Below are 16,554 nucleotides of genomic sequence, written 5' to 3' on the forward strand. Positions count from 1 at the left end.
GGGTGGTCCGACGAGAGAGGCTCGCCCCCATGATCGACGTGAATGAGGTGCACAAGGCCTACCGCAGCGGCGGGCGCTGGTTCGAGGCCCTCCGGGGAGTCTCCTGCCATATCCCTCGCGGCCGGTTTGCCTTCATCGTCGGGCCCAGCGGCTCCGGGAAGAGCACCCTGCTCTACATGCTTGGGGCCCTCGACCACCCCACCTCCGGGTCGATCGAGGTCGAGGGAATCGACCTGACGAAGATGACCGAGGCGGAGCAGAACGCCTACCGCCGCGACAAGGTCGGGTTCATCTTCCAGTCGTTCAACCTGATCAGCAACCTCACCGCCGTCGAGAACGTCCTCGTCCCGTTCCTCCCGCGCGGCGTCACGGCCGCCCAGCGCAAGGCCGCCGTTGAGCTGCTGACCGAGGTCGGGCTGGGCGACCGCCTGGACCACCGGCCTTACCAGCTTTCCGGCGGCGAGCAGCAGCGCGTCGCCCTGGCGCGTGCCCTGGTCAAGGACCCCGTCCTGGTCCTGGGCGACGAGCCCACGGGTGAGCTGGACAGCAAGACCGGCGACGAGATCTACCGGATCCTTCGCCGCCTCCAGGCCCAGCGCAACACGACCCTCATCATCGTGACCCACGACCGCCGGTTCATCAATCCCGACGACCTCGTCCTCGAGATCCAGGACGGCCTCCTCGTCAGCTCCGACGGCGACGCCCGCCCCCCGCACGTCGAAGGGGGCGAGGGCCGCGTCGCCGTCGCTCATTGATCTGGACGGACTCCGATTCCGTAACCGTCATACGGACCCCAGGCAGCGTCCGGCGGCAGCGGCGCTCTTGCCGAGAAACCGTCGAGCAACCTCGATGAAGGCCCTCTTCGAAAGCCTTCTTGACCGTACAATCTTGGCATGTGTGAGCACGCCGCCCTACTCCCCAGCGACCTGGATCTCTGTCACGAGATCATCTGCCAACAAGCGGAAACGATCCAGGAGTCGCAGCGGCGGATCGAGCAACTGGAGCATCAGGTCGAGCTACGGCTCCTTCGCCAGTCCGGCCCCTGGCGGGAGAGAGTCGATCCCAACCAGCTTCGCCTATTCACCGATGACGCCCCCGATGCCATCGCCGAGGCTGCCGCCGAGGAGCCTCCGGAGCCGGAAGGCGCGAAACTCAAACTGCGGTGGAGGCGCAGGGGCGACAGAAGCTCCCCGAGAGCCTGACCCGGAAGCGGTTCGAGTACGAGCTATCCCCCCGAGGAAATGCCCTGCCCGGACTGCGGACACACGCGGACGAAGATCGGCGAAGAGGTCAGCGAGCAGCTTGAGTACGTGCCGTCGTCGCTCTTGGTGATTCAGCGGCGCGATTTCGCTACGCCTGTCGCGCCTGCCAGGAACTGTCGCCCTCGTGGACAAACCGCCTCAGCCGATCGACAAGGGGCTCCCCGGTCCCGGGCTCCTGGCCCAGACGATCACGAGTCAATATTCGGACCACCTCTCGCTCTACCGGCTCGAAGACATCTTCGCCCGCCACGGTGTGATGCCATCGCGGGCCACGCTCTGCGGCTGGATGGCTTCCTGCACCGACCTGCTCACTCCACTCTTCGACCTGATGGTCAAAACGGGCGTTGCTGTCGACAGTCATTCACACGGATGATACCAGACCCTGCCCCGCCTCGGAGCCTTCCCGTTCACCCGCCGCGAGTGCCGCGGTGAGCCACGACCGGGCGTAGGCCCACTCGCGGAAGGCCGCGGCGCGGGAGAGGCCCAGCGCCTCGGCGGCCTCCTCGATCGACAGGCCGGCGAAGAGGCGCAGCCGGGCGAGGTCGGCCGACGTCGCGTCCTCCTCCGACAGCCTGCCCAGGGCGGCGTCGATGTCCAGGACCGTGTCGGGGTCGTGGTGGACCACCCGGTCTATCTCGTCGAGGGCGAACCGCTTGCCTCGCCCGCCGCGCCTGGCGGCGCGCTTGCGTCGGGCGTGGTCTACCAGGATGCGCTGCATCGCCACGGCCGCCGCCCGGAGGAACCCGCTCCGCTCCTCGAATGCTGCGCCGCCGAGCCTCAGATACGCCTCGTGGACCAAGGCGGTGGCGTCGAGCGTGTGCCCGGCCCGCTCACTGGCGAGCTTGGCGGCGGCGAGCCGGCGTAGCTCATCGTAGACCAGCGGGAAGAAGCCGCCGTCGGGCGGGGCGTCGCTCATCTCCCCTCCTTCGCCAGCTTCGGGGGCGCGGCGACGGGGAACTTCGCCCGCTCTTCCTTCCACGCCTTCGCCTCGTCGGCCTTGCCGGTCGCCTCCGCCAGCGCGATGAGCCGGTCGAGGGCCGCGCCGAGGCGCGACAACTTGGCTTGTGGTGGGATCTTGTCCGCCCGCTGCGTCATCCCCTCGTACCCGGACCGGAGGAGCGGCTCGGCCTCGGCATATTTCTCCTGGCCGAGCAAGGCTTCGCCAAGCATCGACCTCGTGTTCGGAGTGAACCATTCATCGGGCGCGGCCTCCTCGCGGATGGCGAGGCACTCGCGCAAGACCGGCTCGGCCTCATCCCACGCCTCGACCTCCAGCAGGGTCAACCCCACCCAGCCGAGGATCGAGGCCCGCGTATGACTGCCCGCGGGCGTGGTGGCGCGGGCCTCGGCCAGCATCTCCCTGGCGAGGGCGGCAGCCTTGTCGGGCTGGCCGGCGCGGACATAGGCGTTCTGAAGTCTCGAAGCGTGCATGCGCAACTGGGGGTGCTCACGACTCGCCCGTGCCACCCCTTCGAGCAGCGGCAGGGCCTCGCCCAGCCTGCCGGCGTCCAGGTAAATCGCGCCCAACCACCCTCTGGCGTTCCATGTCTCGAGATGATCGGTCCCGGACTTGGCGGCTCGCAGTCTGAGGGCCTCCTCGTAAAGGGGAATCGATCGATCGAGTTTTCCCAGCGACCAGTAGCCCGTGGCGAGGTTGTCCATGATCGAGAGGGTGTTGGGGTGGTCGGGGCCGAGGCTCGACTTCACCAGCGCCAGCGTCTCCTCCCAGAGCGGAATGGCGCGGTCGGGCTTGCCGAAGCTCAGGTAGGCGTTGGCGAGGTAGTTCACGGTCCCGAGGGTGGCGGGGTGGTCGGGGCCGTGCCTCGCCTTCCTCAACGCCAGCGCCTCCTCCCAGAGCGGAATGGCGCGGTCGGGCTGCTTGCCGCCGTACTGGTAGGCGCTAGCGAGGTCGGCCATGGCCTGGAGCGTGTCGGGGTGGTCGGGGCCGAGCCTCGCCTTCCTCAACGCCAGCGCCTCCTCCCAGAGCGGCACGGCGCGGTCAAGCTTGCCGACGAACCGGTAGCCCCCGGCGAGGACGTTCATGGCCTGGAGCGTGTCGGGGTGGTCGGGGCCGAGCCTCGTCTTCGCCAGCGCCAGCGCCTCCTCATGGAGCGGAATGGCGCGGTCGGGCTTGCCGGCGCCCATGTAGCTCATGGCGAGGCTGTTCATGGTCCCGAGGGTGAGGGGGTGGTCGGGGCCGAGCCTCGCCTTCGCCAGCGCCTCCTCCTGGAGCGGAATGGCGCGGTCAAGCTTGCCGACGGAGCTGTAGCCCTGGGCGAGGTGGTTCATCAACTTGATGGTGTCGGGGTGGTCGGGGCCGAGCCTCGACTTCGTCAGCGCCAGCGCTTCCTCATAGAGCGGCACGGCGCGGTCAAGCTTGCCGACGGACCTGTAGCCCATGGCGAGGTTGCTCATGGTCAAGAGGGTTTCGGGGTGGTCGGGGCCGAGCCTCGCCTTCGTCAGCGCCTCCTCCAAGAGCGCCACGGAGCGGTCGGGCTTGCCGGCGGCCCTGTAGGCGTTGGCGAGCATGTTCATGGCCTGGAGCGTGTCGGGGTGAACGGGGCCGAGCCTCGACATGAACGTCGCACGGGCTTTGGTCAACAAGACGATCGCCTTCTCGGCGTAGCCAAGACCGAGCTGCGACGTGCCCAGGGCCGCCTGCATCCGCGCGACGCCCAGCGGGTCGTCGGTCGCCTCCCCCTCCAGCGCGGCCGTCGCTTGGTCGAGACGCCGCCCGAGTCGATCCGACAGCGGCAGGGTCTCCTTGTCGCTGTCCTTATAAGGGTTCAGGTCGCGGAAGATCGAGAGCAGGATCTCGTTGGGCTTGTCCTTCTGGCCGAGCCGCTTCTCGGCCTCCTTCCGCCGGGCGACGGCGATCCCCCTCTGCCGGTTGGCCTCGGCCAGCCCCATGCTCGTCCCGACCACGCCGCCGACCAGCGCCAGGAGGACGAGCGACGCCGCGAACACCCGGCCCCGGTTCCTTCGCACGAACTTGCGGAACCGATAGGTCGCCGTCGGCGGGCCGGCACTGACCGGCTCGTGGTTCGTGAACCGCTCGATGTCGTTTGCCAGCCCGATGGCCGACTCGTAGCGCCGATGCCGCTCCTTGGCCAGCGCCTTCATCACGATCCAGTCGAGGTCGCCGCGGATGAAACGGCTCAGCCTCTGGGGCTCAATGTGGCGGGCGGCGGCCAGGCCCGGCAGTCCGTCCGAGGTGCTTACCCGGCTGCTCGGCGTGGGCGGCTCGACCTCGCGGACCATCCGGAGCATCTCATCCAGGGCGGCCCGCTTGAGCGTCTCGCGCGGGATCGGGGTGCTGCCGGTCAGCAGCTCGTAGAGGATCACGCCCAGGCCGTAGATGTCGGCCCGCGTGTCCACATCCAAGGCGTTGAACGACGCCTGCTCGGGGGCCATGTAACAGGGAGTGCCGGCCACGGTGCCGAAGGCGCTGTACAGGCTGTGTTCGCTCAGTTGCAGGCCGCTGGTGGCCTTGGCCAGGCCGAAGTCGATCACCTTGGGGACGGGGTGGCCGTCGTGGCTCTCGACCAGGATGTTCGTCGGCTTCAGGTCGCGGTGGATGATCCCCTTCTGGTGGGCATGCTGCACCGCCGAGCAGATCTGGCGGAAGAGGGACAGGCGTTCCGGGAGGCCCAGCCGATGCTGATCGCAATAGTCCGTCAGCGGGATGCCCTTGACCAGCTCCATCACGAAGAAGGGGCGGCCGGCGTCGGTGCTGCCGGCATCCAGGACCCGGGCGATGTGCGGGTGGTCCATCAGGGCCAGCGCCTGCCGCTCGGACTCGAACCGAGCCAGGACGGTCTTCGAGTCCATGCCGGCCTTGATGAGCTTCAGCGCCACCTGGCGCCTCACCGGCTGCATCTGATCGGCGAGGAAGACGGTGCCCATCCCCCCCTCGCCGATCTCCTGGCGCAGCTTGTACCGCCCCGCGATGACGCTGTCGATGAGAGGGGACGGGGGTCCCGTCCGGTAAGAGGCGGCGGGGTCGGAGATCGAAGCGGTCCGCTCGCCCTCGGTGGCCGGCGGCCCCGAGTCGGCAATCTCGTCGTCAGCGGAGGTCACCGTCTCGGGGCTCCCCGCGAGGGGCCTCTCCAGCGCGCCGGCGGGATGATCATGGGCGGCGAGGAGTTCATCCAGTCGTCGCCGCAACTCGTCGTCGTCGCCGCATTCCCGGTCAAGGAAGGCGGACCGGCCCGCCAGGTCGGGCAGGTCGAGTGCGGAGTTGAACAGGGCTTTCACTCGCCGCGGGTCGAGGGCCATGTCGAGAGCCTCCGGGTTGGTTTCCTAGATTGGCGCAAACCAAGGACGCGGAGTCTCAAGAAATCCGAAAAAGATCGACTCGTGGCTTTTCGGCCGGTGGGCCGAGGGTCGGGAGGACAGGGAGGCCGTCAGGCGGATTCCTTCATTCATCAACCACGAGGGATCAACATGGCACTTGCCGGCCCCTCACCGGCGGACCGACACCGAGCGTCCCCGTGTGTGGACGACCGCTCGGTAACCCGAGGCAAGGGAAGCGTCGCCTGCGGGAGGGGGACGCCCCGGGGCATGCCAGCCTGGGTGAGGTGTATTCCAAAATAGGCTCACCTGATTTCAGCGGCCCGCCGACCCCAGGTTCATGTAGATCCGGACGTTGTGAGTGGCCCGGCCTCCGGCGATGATCTCGGGCTTGCCGTCGCCGTCGAGGTCGTCGGCGAGGAGGTCCTCGACGGCGACTCCTCCGTCTTCGAGGACGTGGCGCTTGAAGGCGAGCGGGGCGGATCTGGGCTCGGGGTCGTAGACCAGGATTCCGGGGCCCTTGGGGGTCCGGTCGGGCGATTTCGAGGGGTCTCGCTGGCCGATGACCAGCTCGTCGTTGCCGTCCCCGTCGAGGTCGGCGCACCAGACGGCGTGGCCCCAGGTCAGGGGCTCGTCGATGACCTGGCGTTCCCACTGGGCCTGAATCCGCCCCTTGGGGGGCTGGGTGTAGACCACGACCTGGCTGCCGTGCCAGGGCTCGATGGTGGCGATGTATTTGCGGCCGTCGGCCAGCTTGCCGACCTTCACCTCGCCGGCCCCCTTCGACGGTCCCGGCTCCTGGTTGCCCGAGCCGATGTGCTCCTTCGACCAGCGTCCTTCGTTGTCGCGCCTGAGGATGAAGATGCCTTCCCAGGAGGCCACCACCACGTCGTCGTCGCCATTGTCGTCGAAGTCGTTGATCTGGAGGTTGTGGATCGTGTGCAGGGTGTCGTCGGCCACCTCGACCGGCCAGGGGGCGTCGAACGGCCGGTCGGGCTTGGTGTAAACCAGGATGCGTACCCCCTGCCCCTTGCCCCAGTCGGGGCCTTTGGTCCCCCGGCCTTGTAGCGGGGCGACGACCAGCCTGGTCGGGCCGCCACGGTTCAAGGTCCCCCAGCGCAGGCGATGAATCGTCGGCTCCTCGGCCAGCGGGACGATGCGCCAGGTTCCCTCGGGGGCGCCGGTCCGGGTGAGGATTTGCAGCGTCCCGCCCGACTCGGTGTTGCCCGGATGCCAGTCGGCCCCCACGGCGAAGTCGACCCGGCCGTCGCCGTCGACGTCGTGCGGCTGGATGCAGACGTTGTCCTTCTTCGTCTGTCCCTTCAGGATGACGTGCTTGGACCAGCCCGGGGCGGCGTAATAGATGACCGAGTCCTCGGTCAGGGCGACCACGTCTCGCTTGCCGTCGCCGTCGACATCGGCGGTAGTCACGGCGTAGCAGACCTGGCCGACGTTGGGGTCGAGCTCCACGGCACGGAACTTGGGAAGGTCGGCGGCCGGGGCGGTCGCGGTCAGGGCGAGCACGAGGACGAACGGGCGGAGGATTCGCATGGGTGGTGGTCCTGGTTCGGTCGAAGGTGGATGACCTTGGACGACCAGGATGGACCGCCGGCCGCCGGGATGCCAGCGGGCTCCCGGCCTGGCCGGCGTCGGTCTTTGTTTCAGAGGCTCAGCCCGCCTTGCTGTCCGCGTGGTGCGGGTGGCCCGACTTCATGGCGGCGACCATCGCGCGGCAGGAGGATTCGCAGGCCTTCAGGGCCGTGACGGCCTCCTTCATTTCGCTGGAGTCGAACTTGGCGACCTCGGCGATGGTGTCCTTGCAGGCTTCGGCGCAGGCCGCGCAGGAATGGGCCATCAGCGGGCTGTGCTTGGAGATCAGGCACGCCGAGTGGGCGCAGAAGGTGGCGCAATCGCCGAGCAGGATCATTGACTTGTAGTGATCGGCCTTGCCGCTCGCGACCATCCCTCCGCAGTGGTGGTAGGTCTCATTACACGAGACGGCGCACTCGCCACACGCCTTGAGACAGTCCGCGTGGACCTTGTCGTGCATGTGGTGTTCGTGCTTATCATCCGGGGCGGCGGCGTTGGCGTTCGCACCCAACGCCATCAGACCCACGCCCGCGCCCAGCGTCCCCAGCATTTCGCGACGAATCATGGTCGTCTCCTCCGAGGTGGATGTCCCGATTCGCGGGGCCGAGACGGACAGGCCGCTCGCCCCGATCATGAGGGAGTTCTTCCACGCAACTCCCGCGCCTGCGACGACGGGCGCCCGGTTCGGCCCGCGGGTCCGCGCCAGGAAAATTTGCCGCAGAAAGGTGTATTGGCGGGGCCCGTTCGGCGCAACATAAGGGCGGCGGGCGCGACGGCGGCTCTGCCGATGGCGATGGCCGGGCATGGGAGGCTCCGATCGATGCGAACGGGCTGGTCGAGGTCGCTGACGCGAGACGTCGGGCGGCTGGCGGGGGCGGGCACGCTGGCGGGCCTGACCGAGGGGGAGGTCCTCCACGAGTTCGCCAGGCACCGCGACGAGGTGGCCTTCGAGTCGCTGATGCTCCGCCACGGGCCGATGGTCCTGGGCGTCTGCCGCCGCTGGCTGCGCGACCCGAATGACGTGGACGACGCCTTCCAGGCCACCTTCCTGGTGCTCGCCCGGCGCGCCCGATCCATTCGCCCGGGCGCGGCCCTGGGGCCCTGGCTACACGGGGTGGCCCGACGGATCGCCGCGCGGGCCCGGTCCGAGGCCGACCGCAGGCCGCACCCCGGGCCCGGCGCAACCGCCGAGCTGGCCGATCCCAGGCCCAGCCCCGGCCCCGAGCTGCGCTGGGCCCTGGACGACGAGCTGGGCCGGCTCCCCGAGAAGTACCGGGCCCCGCTGGTGCTCTGCTATCTGGAAGGCCGGACCCACGAAGAAGCCGCCGCGGCCTTGCGCTGGCCGGTCGGCACGGTGCGCGGCCGGCTCTCTCGGGGCCGGGACGCCCTCCGCGATCGCCTGACCCGCCGAGGGATCGTTCCCGACGCCGGCCTGGGCGTCGCACTGACGGTCGAGCCCGCCGAGGTCGCCCGCATCCTGTCCGCGATGAGCCCGGTCCCCGCCGCATTGATCGAATCGACCCGCCACGCCGCGCTCGGTGCCGCCGCTGGCCAGCTTGCCGGCCGCCTGGCGCTCTCCGCGCGGGTGGTCACCCTCTCGGAAGGAGCGACCAAGGCCATGACCCTGATCCCCCTGAAAGCCGCCGCAGGCTTCCTCTCCGTCGGCCTCGTCGCGGTCGGCGCTACCGCGATGGCCGCCAGGGGCTACGGCCCGGGCTCCGGAGTGTCCTCGGAGCCGATCAAGTACCCGCTCATCCGGCTGGCCGTCGCCGATGCCCCGTCCCTGCCCAATCAGAATGACGGCAACAGCCCGCCGATCCTCGCATCCAACGAGCCCCCGCCCGCAAGCTCCAATCAGCCGCCCGCCATGCCCGAGGAGATCGCGCATTCGCCGTTTGAAATGGACAGGGCGCTGCCTGGAAGCCCGCCTAACGGGCTTGCGCCGCCCTCGCCCAACCCGGAATCGCCGCTTCCGTCACCCTCGTCGATTGATGGTGTTCCGGTGCTCCCACCCATGCCGTCGTCAGATCAACCCTTCGATGTCGCCGACGGGCGAGTGCCGCCGATTCTGGACCATAACACTGAGCGGCCTTTACCTGCTCCGGAGCCTAGCACCGAGCAGCCTCCACTCGTCCTCCCTGAGAAGCCGACCCCGGAAGAGAAGGTTCTGTCGCCCAGGCGGCCCGGCGAGTCGGTGGCGAAGTATCTGGAGCGAGTGGGGGCGGAGATCGATGCAATGGTCAAGGAACTGACCGACGAACGGAATACGATGAGGGCTCGTCTGCATCAGATCGATTCAGATCTCGAGCGACTCGCCGGCTTCCAGAATGCCATGGGGATCGGTCCTGGAAACCTTGGGGTTGGCCGCGCACGTCGTAGTGCGATGCGCAAGGCGGATCCGGCAACAGAGACCGAGTTGGAGGATCCCGTTCCCGGCGGGTTCGAGCCCGCCAACCCTGCTGAGGATGTACCGCCCTCCGAAGCTCGGGCACCTCGCCGGAGGCCGACGATCCCCGTCGAAGGCGCGGAGCTTATTCCGGCAAAGACCGAGCCCATTCCTCCGGATGCCGACCCTGCTGGCGGGGTGACCGTGAATAGGACTCCCACACGTCCCGTTGCTAATGTCGACTTCAAAGTTGCCGGCGAGAACAAAATCCTCGACATGGGCGAGGAAATGAATTTTATCGTTCGGATACGCAATCAAAGCGAGGTGGACGCCCACAAAATTCGGGTTCAGGCCATCGTCTCGGAAAACCTCAAGGTCGTTAACGTCACCCCCTTCTCCAGGGATGTGCAGCAGAGGCCTTTTGCAACGAACGACATCCGGACCGTCATTAATTTTCCGCTCATCGAGCAACTTTCCGCTTCGACGGCGTCCAGTCTCATGTCCGTCATGGTCATCCGAGTCAAGGCGGTCAAGCCAGGAGGCCGGGCCTCCTGCCGTGTCCAAATCACTCACCGAGACCTCGACGGCGACTACCTCGAACGCAGCGCCTCCGTTCAGATCTCTCCCAACGACGCCAGAGGCACTGATCCGGGGGGACTCGAAGAGTTGCCCGCCGGGGTGGAGCCCGCCCCTTCCTCACGGCCTTCCCCGACGCCTACGCCGTCAGTCCCAGCCGTCGCACCGATCGCGTCCGAACCAACCGTGCCTCCGGTTTCCGAGGCCCGGCCCACTGAAAGCTCCCCCATCGACCCTCCTGCCACCCAGCCCGCCGACGCACCGGCGACTCCTACGCCCGGAAATGAGCCAACCCCCACGCCGAAAATTCCGAGTGAGGCGGTCCAATTAGAGTCCCGCCTCTTATAAAACGGTCTTTGTTCAAGACGAGAATAGTCGCATACTCCCAAGGCCCGCTCAACCTTTCACACGCCGCCGCAAGCCTCCGAGGCCCCGCCGATTCATGTCGGCGGGGCCTCGGTCTTTGGGGCGGGCGGTCGGGCATCCTCCGAAAGGACGTCGGTCGGTGTATCGCAGTTCGGTGGCTTTATGCTTCGGCGCAGCGTGGCGCCCGGGCCAATCATCCTTCGCGTGCTAGGGTGCTTGAGTTGAACGGTATTGGATTGGCTTCTCGTTTGCTCTCGGGTGTCCTGCGTGCGAATGCCGCCCATCAACGCAAATTCATCCCACTTGCCCCTGCCCGATCTTGCACCCTTGAGAGGATGAGCCATGCTTCGCACCCCGGTTCGAGTGGCCCGTTCCCGGTTTTCCCCGGCGATTGAGGGCCTCGAGCGGCGGGCGGTGATGGCCGGGGTGGGGGCCGCGGCGGAGGTCGCGGTGCGGATGGTGGCGGCCCAGGCTGCGGAGGATACGCCGACTCCGCTGGATCAGTTCGCCCCGGGGCAGACGTACAAGGGGGAGCCTGGCGGTCTTTATGCGAATGGGAGCAACGCGGCTCCTCAGGCGTTGCTCGATGCCGTGGATGCGGCGGCCTCGCAGATTCAGCCGCTCAACTCGCGGGGGCGGGCGGCGGCGAACGGGCGGGTCGGGGTGATCGCGATCGGCCAGAGCACCACGAATCAGTGGTTCCCTTATTTCCAGCGGCTGGCGCGGTCGAAGCAGGCCGAGCAGAAGGCGGGCACCTTCTACGTCAATGGCGGGCAAGACGGCCAGGGCTCGGCGCAGTGGGCTTATGGCAATGCAACCTGGGCGACCCTGTCCAGGCGGGTCGGCTCGGCGGCACGGTTGCAGGTTCAGGTGCTCGTGCTGGATTCGGTGCAGTACTATCCGCAGAACGCGGGCAGAGTGCAGGCCCTGGCCAACTCGTACAGCGGCCAGCTCGCGACGATCGTGGCCCGGGCCAAGCGGGCTTATCCGAACCTGAAGCTCGTCTATGCGCTGCCGTATCACTGGGCCGGCGCCGCGTCGGCCAACAAGACGGTCACCGAGCCCGGCGGATATGAACTCCAGTTCGGCACTCGCCAGCTCGTCACGACGCAGTCGTACAACCAGCCGGTCACCGCCCGCGGGCCGGAAATCTGGGCCCAGACCCGGAACCCCGCTCTCTATTACGACGGCGTCCACTTCACCACCCAGGGGCGCCAGACGATGGCCGAGATCACTTACGGCTTCCTGAAGGCCGACCGCGCCGCGGCCCGCTGGCTGTTCCGTTGAGCCGCCCGCAGGCCGGCCCTTGAGGGTGCAGCCAAGGGCATCGGGCTTGGATTGGACATGCCAGGGCGGGTACAACGGTTGTCTGTGATCGGGGCCGAGCGTCGGTTCAACGAAGGGGCGAGATGGACGGGCGGGCGGAGCAAGGGATCAGGGCGACCCAGGTCGGCTTGCTGGTGAACGTGGCCCTGGTGCTGGTCAAGATGATGGCCGGGATCATCGGGCACTCGTACGCGCTGGTGGCCGACGCGGTCGAATCGTCGATGGATATCTTCTCGTCCTTGATCGTCTGGGGCGGCCTGCGGGTGGCCTCTCAGCCGGCCGATGAGGAGCACCCCTACGGCCATGGCAAGGCCGAGCCGCTGGCCACGGCGGTCGTCGCGCTGCTGCTGCTCGGGGCCGCGGCCGGGATCACGGTGACGGCCATCCGCGGGATCAGGGCGCCCCACCAGACTCCGGCGCCGTTCACGCTGGTCGTCGCCGCGGCGGTCGTGGTGATCAAGGAAGTGCTCTACCGACGCGTCAGCGGCGTGGGGGCCGAGACGGGCAGCCACGCGGTGAAGGCCGACGCCTGGCACCACCGGAGCGACGCGATCTCGTCCCTGGCGGCGTTCTTCGGCATCGCCGTGGCGCTCTGGAAGGGGCCCGGTTGGGAGACCGCCGACCAGTGGGCGGCGCTGGTCGCGGCCGTCGTCATCGCCATCAATGGGGGCTTGCTCCTCAGGCCGGCGGTGCACGACCTGATGGATCGGAGGCCCGACGCGAGGATCGCCGACGAGGTCCAGGCCCTCGCCTCGGGGGTCGAGGGGGTCTGCCTGATCGAGAAGCTGCGGGTCCGCCGGTTCGCCTCCGAGTACTTCGTCGACATGCACGTCCAGGCCGACGCGGCGATGAGCCTGGAGGAGTCGCACAACCTCAGCGGGCGGGTCAAGCATACGGTGCGATCCGCCCTGCCGCTCGTGGTCGAGGTCCTCATCCACATGGAACCCTACGAGGTTCCGGTGGCCGATCGGGTCTCGGTCTGACTTGCATCCGTCGATCCTCGAGCGGCGCGGGATGGTGGCATGGTTGGTGCCTCGATGCGAGTGCTGAAGACGTTCGGCGTGGATGGGTTCCTGCTGGGGATGATCGCGGCGGTGGCGCTGGCCTGGGCCTTTCCCGACCCGGGCGCCGAGGGGGGGAGCCTCCACCCCGAGCTGCTGACCAAGGCGGGCGTGGCCCTGATCTTCTTCCTGCACGGGCTGGCGCTCTCGTTCGCGTCGCTCCAAGCCGGCGCGTTGCTCTGGCGGCTGCACCTGGTGGTCCAGGCCGCCACGTTCGTCGTGTTCCCGCTGCTGGGCCTGGCGCTCTTGAAGTTGACCGGACGCTGGATGCCGGACGACCTGCGGCTGGGATTCTTCTACCTGTGCGCGCTGCCATCGACGGTCTCGTCGTCGGTGGCGCTCACCGCGGCGGCGCGGGGCAACGTGCCTGCGGCGGTGTTCAACGCCACGCTTTCGAGCCTGATCGGGGTCGTCGCCACGCCGCTCTGGCTGGGCTGGATGATCGAGGGCGGCGGCAAGTCGGTGCCGATGCTCGGCGTGGTGCTCGACCTCTTGCTCTGGCTGGTGCTCCCGCTGGTCATCGGCCAGCTCGCCCGACCCTGGCTGGGGGCCTGGGCGGCGAGGAACAAGCCGAGGATCAACCTGGTCGATCGCGGGACGATCTTGCTGCTGGTCTACACATCGTTCTGCGACTCGGTGAAGCGGGGGGTCTGGACGGGCAACGGGTGGGGTGTGGTGGTGGCGTCGGTCGTCGGCTCGCTCGTCCTGTTCGCCGCGGTGATGGCCACGGTCTCGGCCGTCTGCGACGCCCTGCGGTTCTCGCGGGCCGACACCATCGCGGCGGTCTTCTGCGGGTCGAAGAAGACGCTGGCGTCGGGCGTGCCCATGGCCCAGCTCATCTTCGCGGGCAACCCCGGCCTGGGCCTGATCCTGCTGCCGATCATGGTCTATCACCCGCTGCAACTGATGATCTGCGGCGTGCTGGCAGGCCGCTGGGCGAAGCGGGCCGACGTGCCCGACCCGGTGTCGGTGAAACATCGGCCCGAGCCCGAGGCGGTCAGTCGAGGTTGATCCGGGCGAGCATCGCCGAGCGGAGCACGACCGTCACCGAGCTGAGCGACATCGCCAGCGCCGCGACCATCGGGCCGTATTCGCCGAACAGGCCGAGGGCGGCCACCGGGATGCCCAGGATGTTGTAGATGAAGGCGAAGAAGAGGTTCTGGCGGATCGCACGCAGCGTGGCCCGGCCCAGCTTGAAGACCCGAGGGACCGACCGCAGGTCGCCCGAGGCGATCACGACGTCGGCAGTGGCCTTGGCCAGGTCGGTGCCCGTGCCCAGGGCGATGCCGACGTCGGCGGCGGCCAGCGCCGGGGCGTCGTTCAGGCCGTCGCCGACCATGGCCACGCGCTGGCCCCTCACGCGGAAGGCGCCGATCCGGTCGGCCTTCCCCTGCGGATCGACGGCGGCGAAGACCTTGGTGTCGTCCAGCCCGAGCTGATGCGCCACGGCCAGCGCGGTGCTCCGGTTGTCACCCGTGAGCAGGAACACGTCGGCCCCCTCGGCCTTCAGGCGATCGACGGCCTCGCGAGCCCCCGCCTTCAACGCGTCGGAGACCGCCACGAGCCCCGCGGCGCGGCCCTCGACGGCAACGCGCAGGACGGTCAGGGCCTTCTGCTCCCACTCGCGGGCCTTGGCGTCCAGCGGCGCGGTGTCGATGCCCGCCTCGCTGAGGAATCGGCCGGTGCCGACCACCACCCGGCGGCCGTCGACCAGGGCCGAGACCCCTTTGCCCCGGAGGTTGCGGAACTTCTCGGCGCTCGCCCCGACTCCATAGGGGGCGAGCGCCCGCGCGATCGGGTGCTCGCTGCCCGACTCGGCGGCGCCCGCGAGCCGCAGCAGCTCGTCGCGGCCGATGTCCTCGGCGTCGATCGGCCAGGCATCAGCCAGGGTGGGCCGACCCTCGGTGACGGTCCCCGTCTTGTCCAGCACGACCGCCTTAAGCCGCTCGATCCGCTCGAACGCGGAGGCCTCGCGCACCAGAAGGCCCGCCTTCGCGCCACGCCCGGTCGCCACGGCGACGGCCATCGGCGTGGCCAGGCCCAGGGCACATGGGCAGGCGATGATCAGGACCGCCGCGGCATTCAAGGCGGCCCGCTCCCAGCCATAGCCGGTCAGGCCCCATCCCAGCAGCGTGACTAGGGCGATGAGCAGCACGGCCGGCACGAACCGGGCGGAGACGGAGTCGGCCAGGCGCTGGACTCCCGCCTTCGAGCCTTGCGCCTGCCTGACCATCCGGACGATCCCCTCGAGGGCGCTCTCGCTGCCCAGGCGGTCGGCGCGGATGACGAGCATGCCGTCGGCATTGCGGGTGCCCCCCGCGACGCGGTCGCCCGCCTTCTTCTCGACGGGCAGGGTCTCTCCCGTCAGCAGAGACTCGTCCACGCCTGACTCGCCGCGGACCACCACGCCGTCGACGGCCACGGCCTCGCCGGGCAGGACGTGCACCAGGTCGCCCCGCCTGACCTGCGGCAGAGGCACCTCGACCTCGCGGCCGTCGCGCTCCACCCGCGCGATCTTCGGCGCCAGGTCGAGCAGCCGCTCGATCGCCGCGCCCGCGGAGCCCTTCGACCGCACTTCCAGATATTTGCCCATGGTGATCAGCGTCAGGATCACCCCCGAGTCCATGAAGAAGTGCGCCTGGTGGAAGTGGCCCGTCAGCAACTGGTAGAGGCTGTATCCATAGGCGGCGCCCGTGCCCACCGTGATAAGGGTGTCCATGTTGGACGACCCCTGCTTCAACCGGGCCCAGGCACCGCGGGCGAACGGCCATCCCAGGGCCACCTGGAGCACCGTGGCCAGGCCGAACATCGCCAGGGCAATGCCCCGCGCATCGGCCAGGCGGCCGAAGAGGGCCGGGGCGATCATCGGGCCATAGCCCAGGATCAGCAGCGGCACCGTCAGCGCGATGCCCAGCAGCAGCCGGTTGCGCCAGACGCCGAGATTGGCCGCGCGCTCACGCCTGAGCCCCTCGGCACCCGAGCCCGGGATCAGCTCGTCGCGGCGCACCGTGTAGCCGGCGGCGGCGGCGGCCCTCGCCAGGTCCCCCTCCACCACCTTGCCCGGTGCCACGTCCAGGCTGGCCCGCTCGGTGGCCAGGTTGACACGCACCCTGGAAACTCCAGGGACCGTCGCCAACGCCTTCTCGACCCTCGACACACAACTGGCGCAGTGCATTCCGCCGACGGCCAGGTTCCACTCCACTGGGACCGGATCGGCCGCGACGACCGGCGCCGACGGGTGCATCCCGGGTGGGGGAGAAGCCGGCCTGGGCGGGGCTTCGGCGGGGGGCGGCGTAGTCGGGGCCTCGACGATCGTGAGGCCGGGTGCGGGGGGCTTGGGGGTGGTCCCGATGTCCAGGACATTCAGGCTCGGGAATCCGGCCGCGGGCGGGGTCGGGGCGGGTTTGGGGGCCGACACGTCGGGGACGACGTAGCCTACCTCCTCGATGGCGTCCTTCAGCCGTTCAGCGTCAACGGAGCCCGGCATGGCCTGGACCACGGCGAGGCCGGCGGCCAGGCTGACATCGGCCGAGCGGACGCCGTCGATGCCCTCCAGGGCGCGGCGTACGGTCGTCACGCAATGGTCGCAGGTCATCCCTTCGACGGGCAGGCGGAACGCCTCGGTCGGGCTGGACACGGGAAACCTCTTTCTCTTCTCGATCGACGGCGGGCACCGGCTCGCTTAGACTCTGAC

Annotated in this window: 11 protein-coding genes and 1 pseudogene; 7 read left to right on the plus strand and 5 right to left on the minus strand. The window is 68.9% G+C overall.

The window, feature by feature from the left end; all coding sequences use genetic code 11:
- Nucleotides 1-29 precede the first annotated feature (29 nt).
- The 3 genes and pseudogenes from EP7_RS02090 (at nt 30) to EP7_RS02100 (ending at nt 1,635) form a co-directional block, all read left to right on the plus strand.
- Nucleotides 30-755: an ABC transporter ATP-binding protein gene (locus tag EP7_RS02090; RefSeq protein ID WP_463525915.1), complete on the plus strand. Its 726-nt coding sequence runs from the start codon at nt 30-32 to the stop codon at nt 753-755.
- 486 nt (nt 756-1,241) lie between these two features.
- Nucleotides 1,242-1,325, plus strand: a pseudogene (locus tag EP7_RS02095) (IS66 family transposase zinc-finger binding domain-containing protein); the annotation flags it as partial.
- A gap of 61 nt (nt 1,326-1,386) precedes the next feature.
- Nucleotides 1,387-1,635, plus strand: coding sequence for an IS66 family transposase (locus EP7_RS02100; RefSeq protein WP_463525916.1), 249 nt, complete (start codon nt 1,387-1,389; stop codon nt 1,633-1,635).
- Here the strand turns inward: EP7_RS02100 and EP7_RS02105 are convergent.
- The 4 genes from EP7_RS02105 to EP7_RS02120 form a co-directional block, all read right to left on the minus strand.
- A complete protein-coding gene (locus EP7_RS02105; protein WP_463525917.1) occupies nt 1,624-2,178 on the minus strand; it encodes an ECF-type sigma factor in 555 nt (184 codons plus the stop codon). The two genes, EP7_RS02100 and EP7_RS02105, sit on opposite strands and share 12 nt — an antisense overlap.
- Nucleotides 2,175-5,540, minus strand: a complete 3,366-nt coding sequence (locus EP7_RS02110; RefSeq protein ID WP_463525918.1) for a tetratricopeptide repeat protein — start codon at nt 5,538-5,540, stop codon at nt 2,175-2,177. Before EP7_RS02110 ends, EP7_RS02105 begins: the two co-directional genes overlap by 4 nt.
- A 330-nt stretch (nt 5,541-5,870) precedes the next feature.
- Nucleotides 5,871-7,106, minus strand: coding sequence for an FG-GAP repeat domain-containing protein (locus tag EP7_RS02115; protein WP_463525919.1), 1,236 nt, complete (start codon nt 7,104-7,106; stop codon nt 5,871-5,873).
- 118 nt (nt 7,107-7,224) lie between these two features.
- Nucleotides 7,225-7,710, minus strand: a complete 486-nt coding sequence (locus EP7_RS02120; protein WP_463525920.1) for a four-helix bundle copper-binding protein — start codon at nt 7,708-7,710, stop codon at nt 7,225-7,227.
- Nucleotides 7,711-7,965: 255 nt separating this feature from the next.
- Here EP7_RS02120 and EP7_RS02125 point away from each other — a divergent pair, with 255 nt between their 5' ends.
- The 4 genes from EP7_RS02125 to EP7_RS02140 all read left to right on the plus strand — a co-directional run bounded on the left by EP7_RS02125 (nt 7,966) and on the right by EP7_RS02140 (nt 13,871).
- The gene (locus tag EP7_RS02125; RefSeq protein WP_463525921.1) at nt 7,966-10,455 is read left to right on the plus strand and encodes an RNA polymerase sigma factor; all 2,490 of its coding nucleotides are present in this window, start codon (nt 7,966-7,968) and stop codon (nt 10,453-10,455) included.
- A 360-nt stretch (nt 10,456-10,815) separates the two neighbouring features.
- Complete coding sequence (locus EP7_RS02130) at nt 10,816-11,760, plus strand: hypothetical protein (protein WP_463525922.1); 945 nt, start codon at nt 10,816-10,818, stop codon at nt 11,758-11,760.
- A 122-nt stretch (nt 11,761-11,882) separates the two neighbouring features.
- Nucleotides 11,883-12,782: a cation diffusion facilitator family transporter gene (locus EP7_RS02135; RefSeq protein WP_463525923.1), complete on the plus strand. Its 900-nt coding sequence runs from the start codon at nt 11,883-11,885 to the stop codon at nt 12,780-12,782.
- 39 nt (nt 12,783-12,821) lie between these two features.
- On the plus strand, nt 12,822-13,871 hold the full coding sequence (locus EP7_RS02140; protein WP_463525924.1) for a bile acid:sodium symporter family protein: 1,050 nt from the start codon (nt 12,822-12,824) through the stop codon (nt 13,869-13,871).
- Here EP7_RS02140 and EP7_RS02145 read toward each other — a convergent pair.
- On the minus strand, nt 13,858-16,497 hold the full coding sequence (locus EP7_RS02145) for a heavy metal translocating P-type ATPase (RefSeq protein WP_463525925.1): 2,640 nt from the start codon (nt 16,495-16,497) through the stop codon (nt 13,858-13,860). The genes EP7_RS02140 and EP7_RS02145 overlap by 14 nt on opposite strands.
- Between the last annotated feature and the right edge of the window lie 57 nt (nt 16,498-16,554).

The sequence above is a fragment of the Isosphaeraceae bacterium EP7 genome (genome assembly GCA_038400315.1).
In the GTDB taxonomy this organism is placed as follows: domain Bacteria; phylum Planctomycetota; class Planctomycetia; order Isosphaerales; family Isosphaeraceae; genus EP7.

What these genes read in the sequence shown, in the direction of transcription:
- EP7_RS02125 (WP_463525921.1), top strand. Translation starts at nt 7,966, where the DNA reads ATGCGAACGGGCTGGTCGAGGTCGCTGACGCGAGACGTCGGGCGGCTG.
- EP7_RS02140 (WP_463525924.1), top strand. Translation starts at nt 12,822, where the DNA reads ATGGTTGGTGCCTCGATGCGAGTGCTGAAGACGTTCGGCGTGGATGGG.
- EP7_RS02120 (WP_463525920.1), bottom strand. Translation starts at nt 7,710, where the DNA reads ATGATTCGTCGCGAAATGCTGGGGACGCTGGGCGCGGGCGTGGGTCTG.
- EP7_RS02135 (WP_463525923.1), top strand. Translation starts at nt 11,883, where the DNA reads ATGGACGGGCGGGCGGAGCAAGGGATCAGGGCGACCCAGGTCGGCTTG.
- EP7_RS02090 (WP_463525915.1), top strand. Translation starts at nt 30, where the DNA reads ATGATCGACGTGAATGAGGTGCACAAGGCCTACCGCAGCGGCGGGCGC.
- EP7_RS02115 (WP_463525919.1), bottom strand. Translation starts at nt 7,106, where the DNA reads ATGCGAATCCTCCGCCCGTTCGTCCTCGTGCTCGCCCTGACCGCGACC.
- EP7_RS02105 (WP_463525917.1), bottom strand. Translation starts at nt 2,178, where the DNA reads ATGAGCGACGCCCCGCCCGACGGCGGCTTCTTCCCGCTGGTCTACGAT.
- EP7_RS02110 (WP_463525918.1), bottom strand. Translation starts at nt 5,540, where the DNA reads ATGGCCCTCGACCCGCGGCGAGTGAAAGCCCTGTTCAACTCCGCACTC.
- EP7_RS02130 (WP_463525922.1), top strand. Translation starts at nt 10,816, where the DNA reads ATGCTTCGCACCCCGGTTCGAGTGGCCCGTTCCCGGTTTTCCCCGGCG.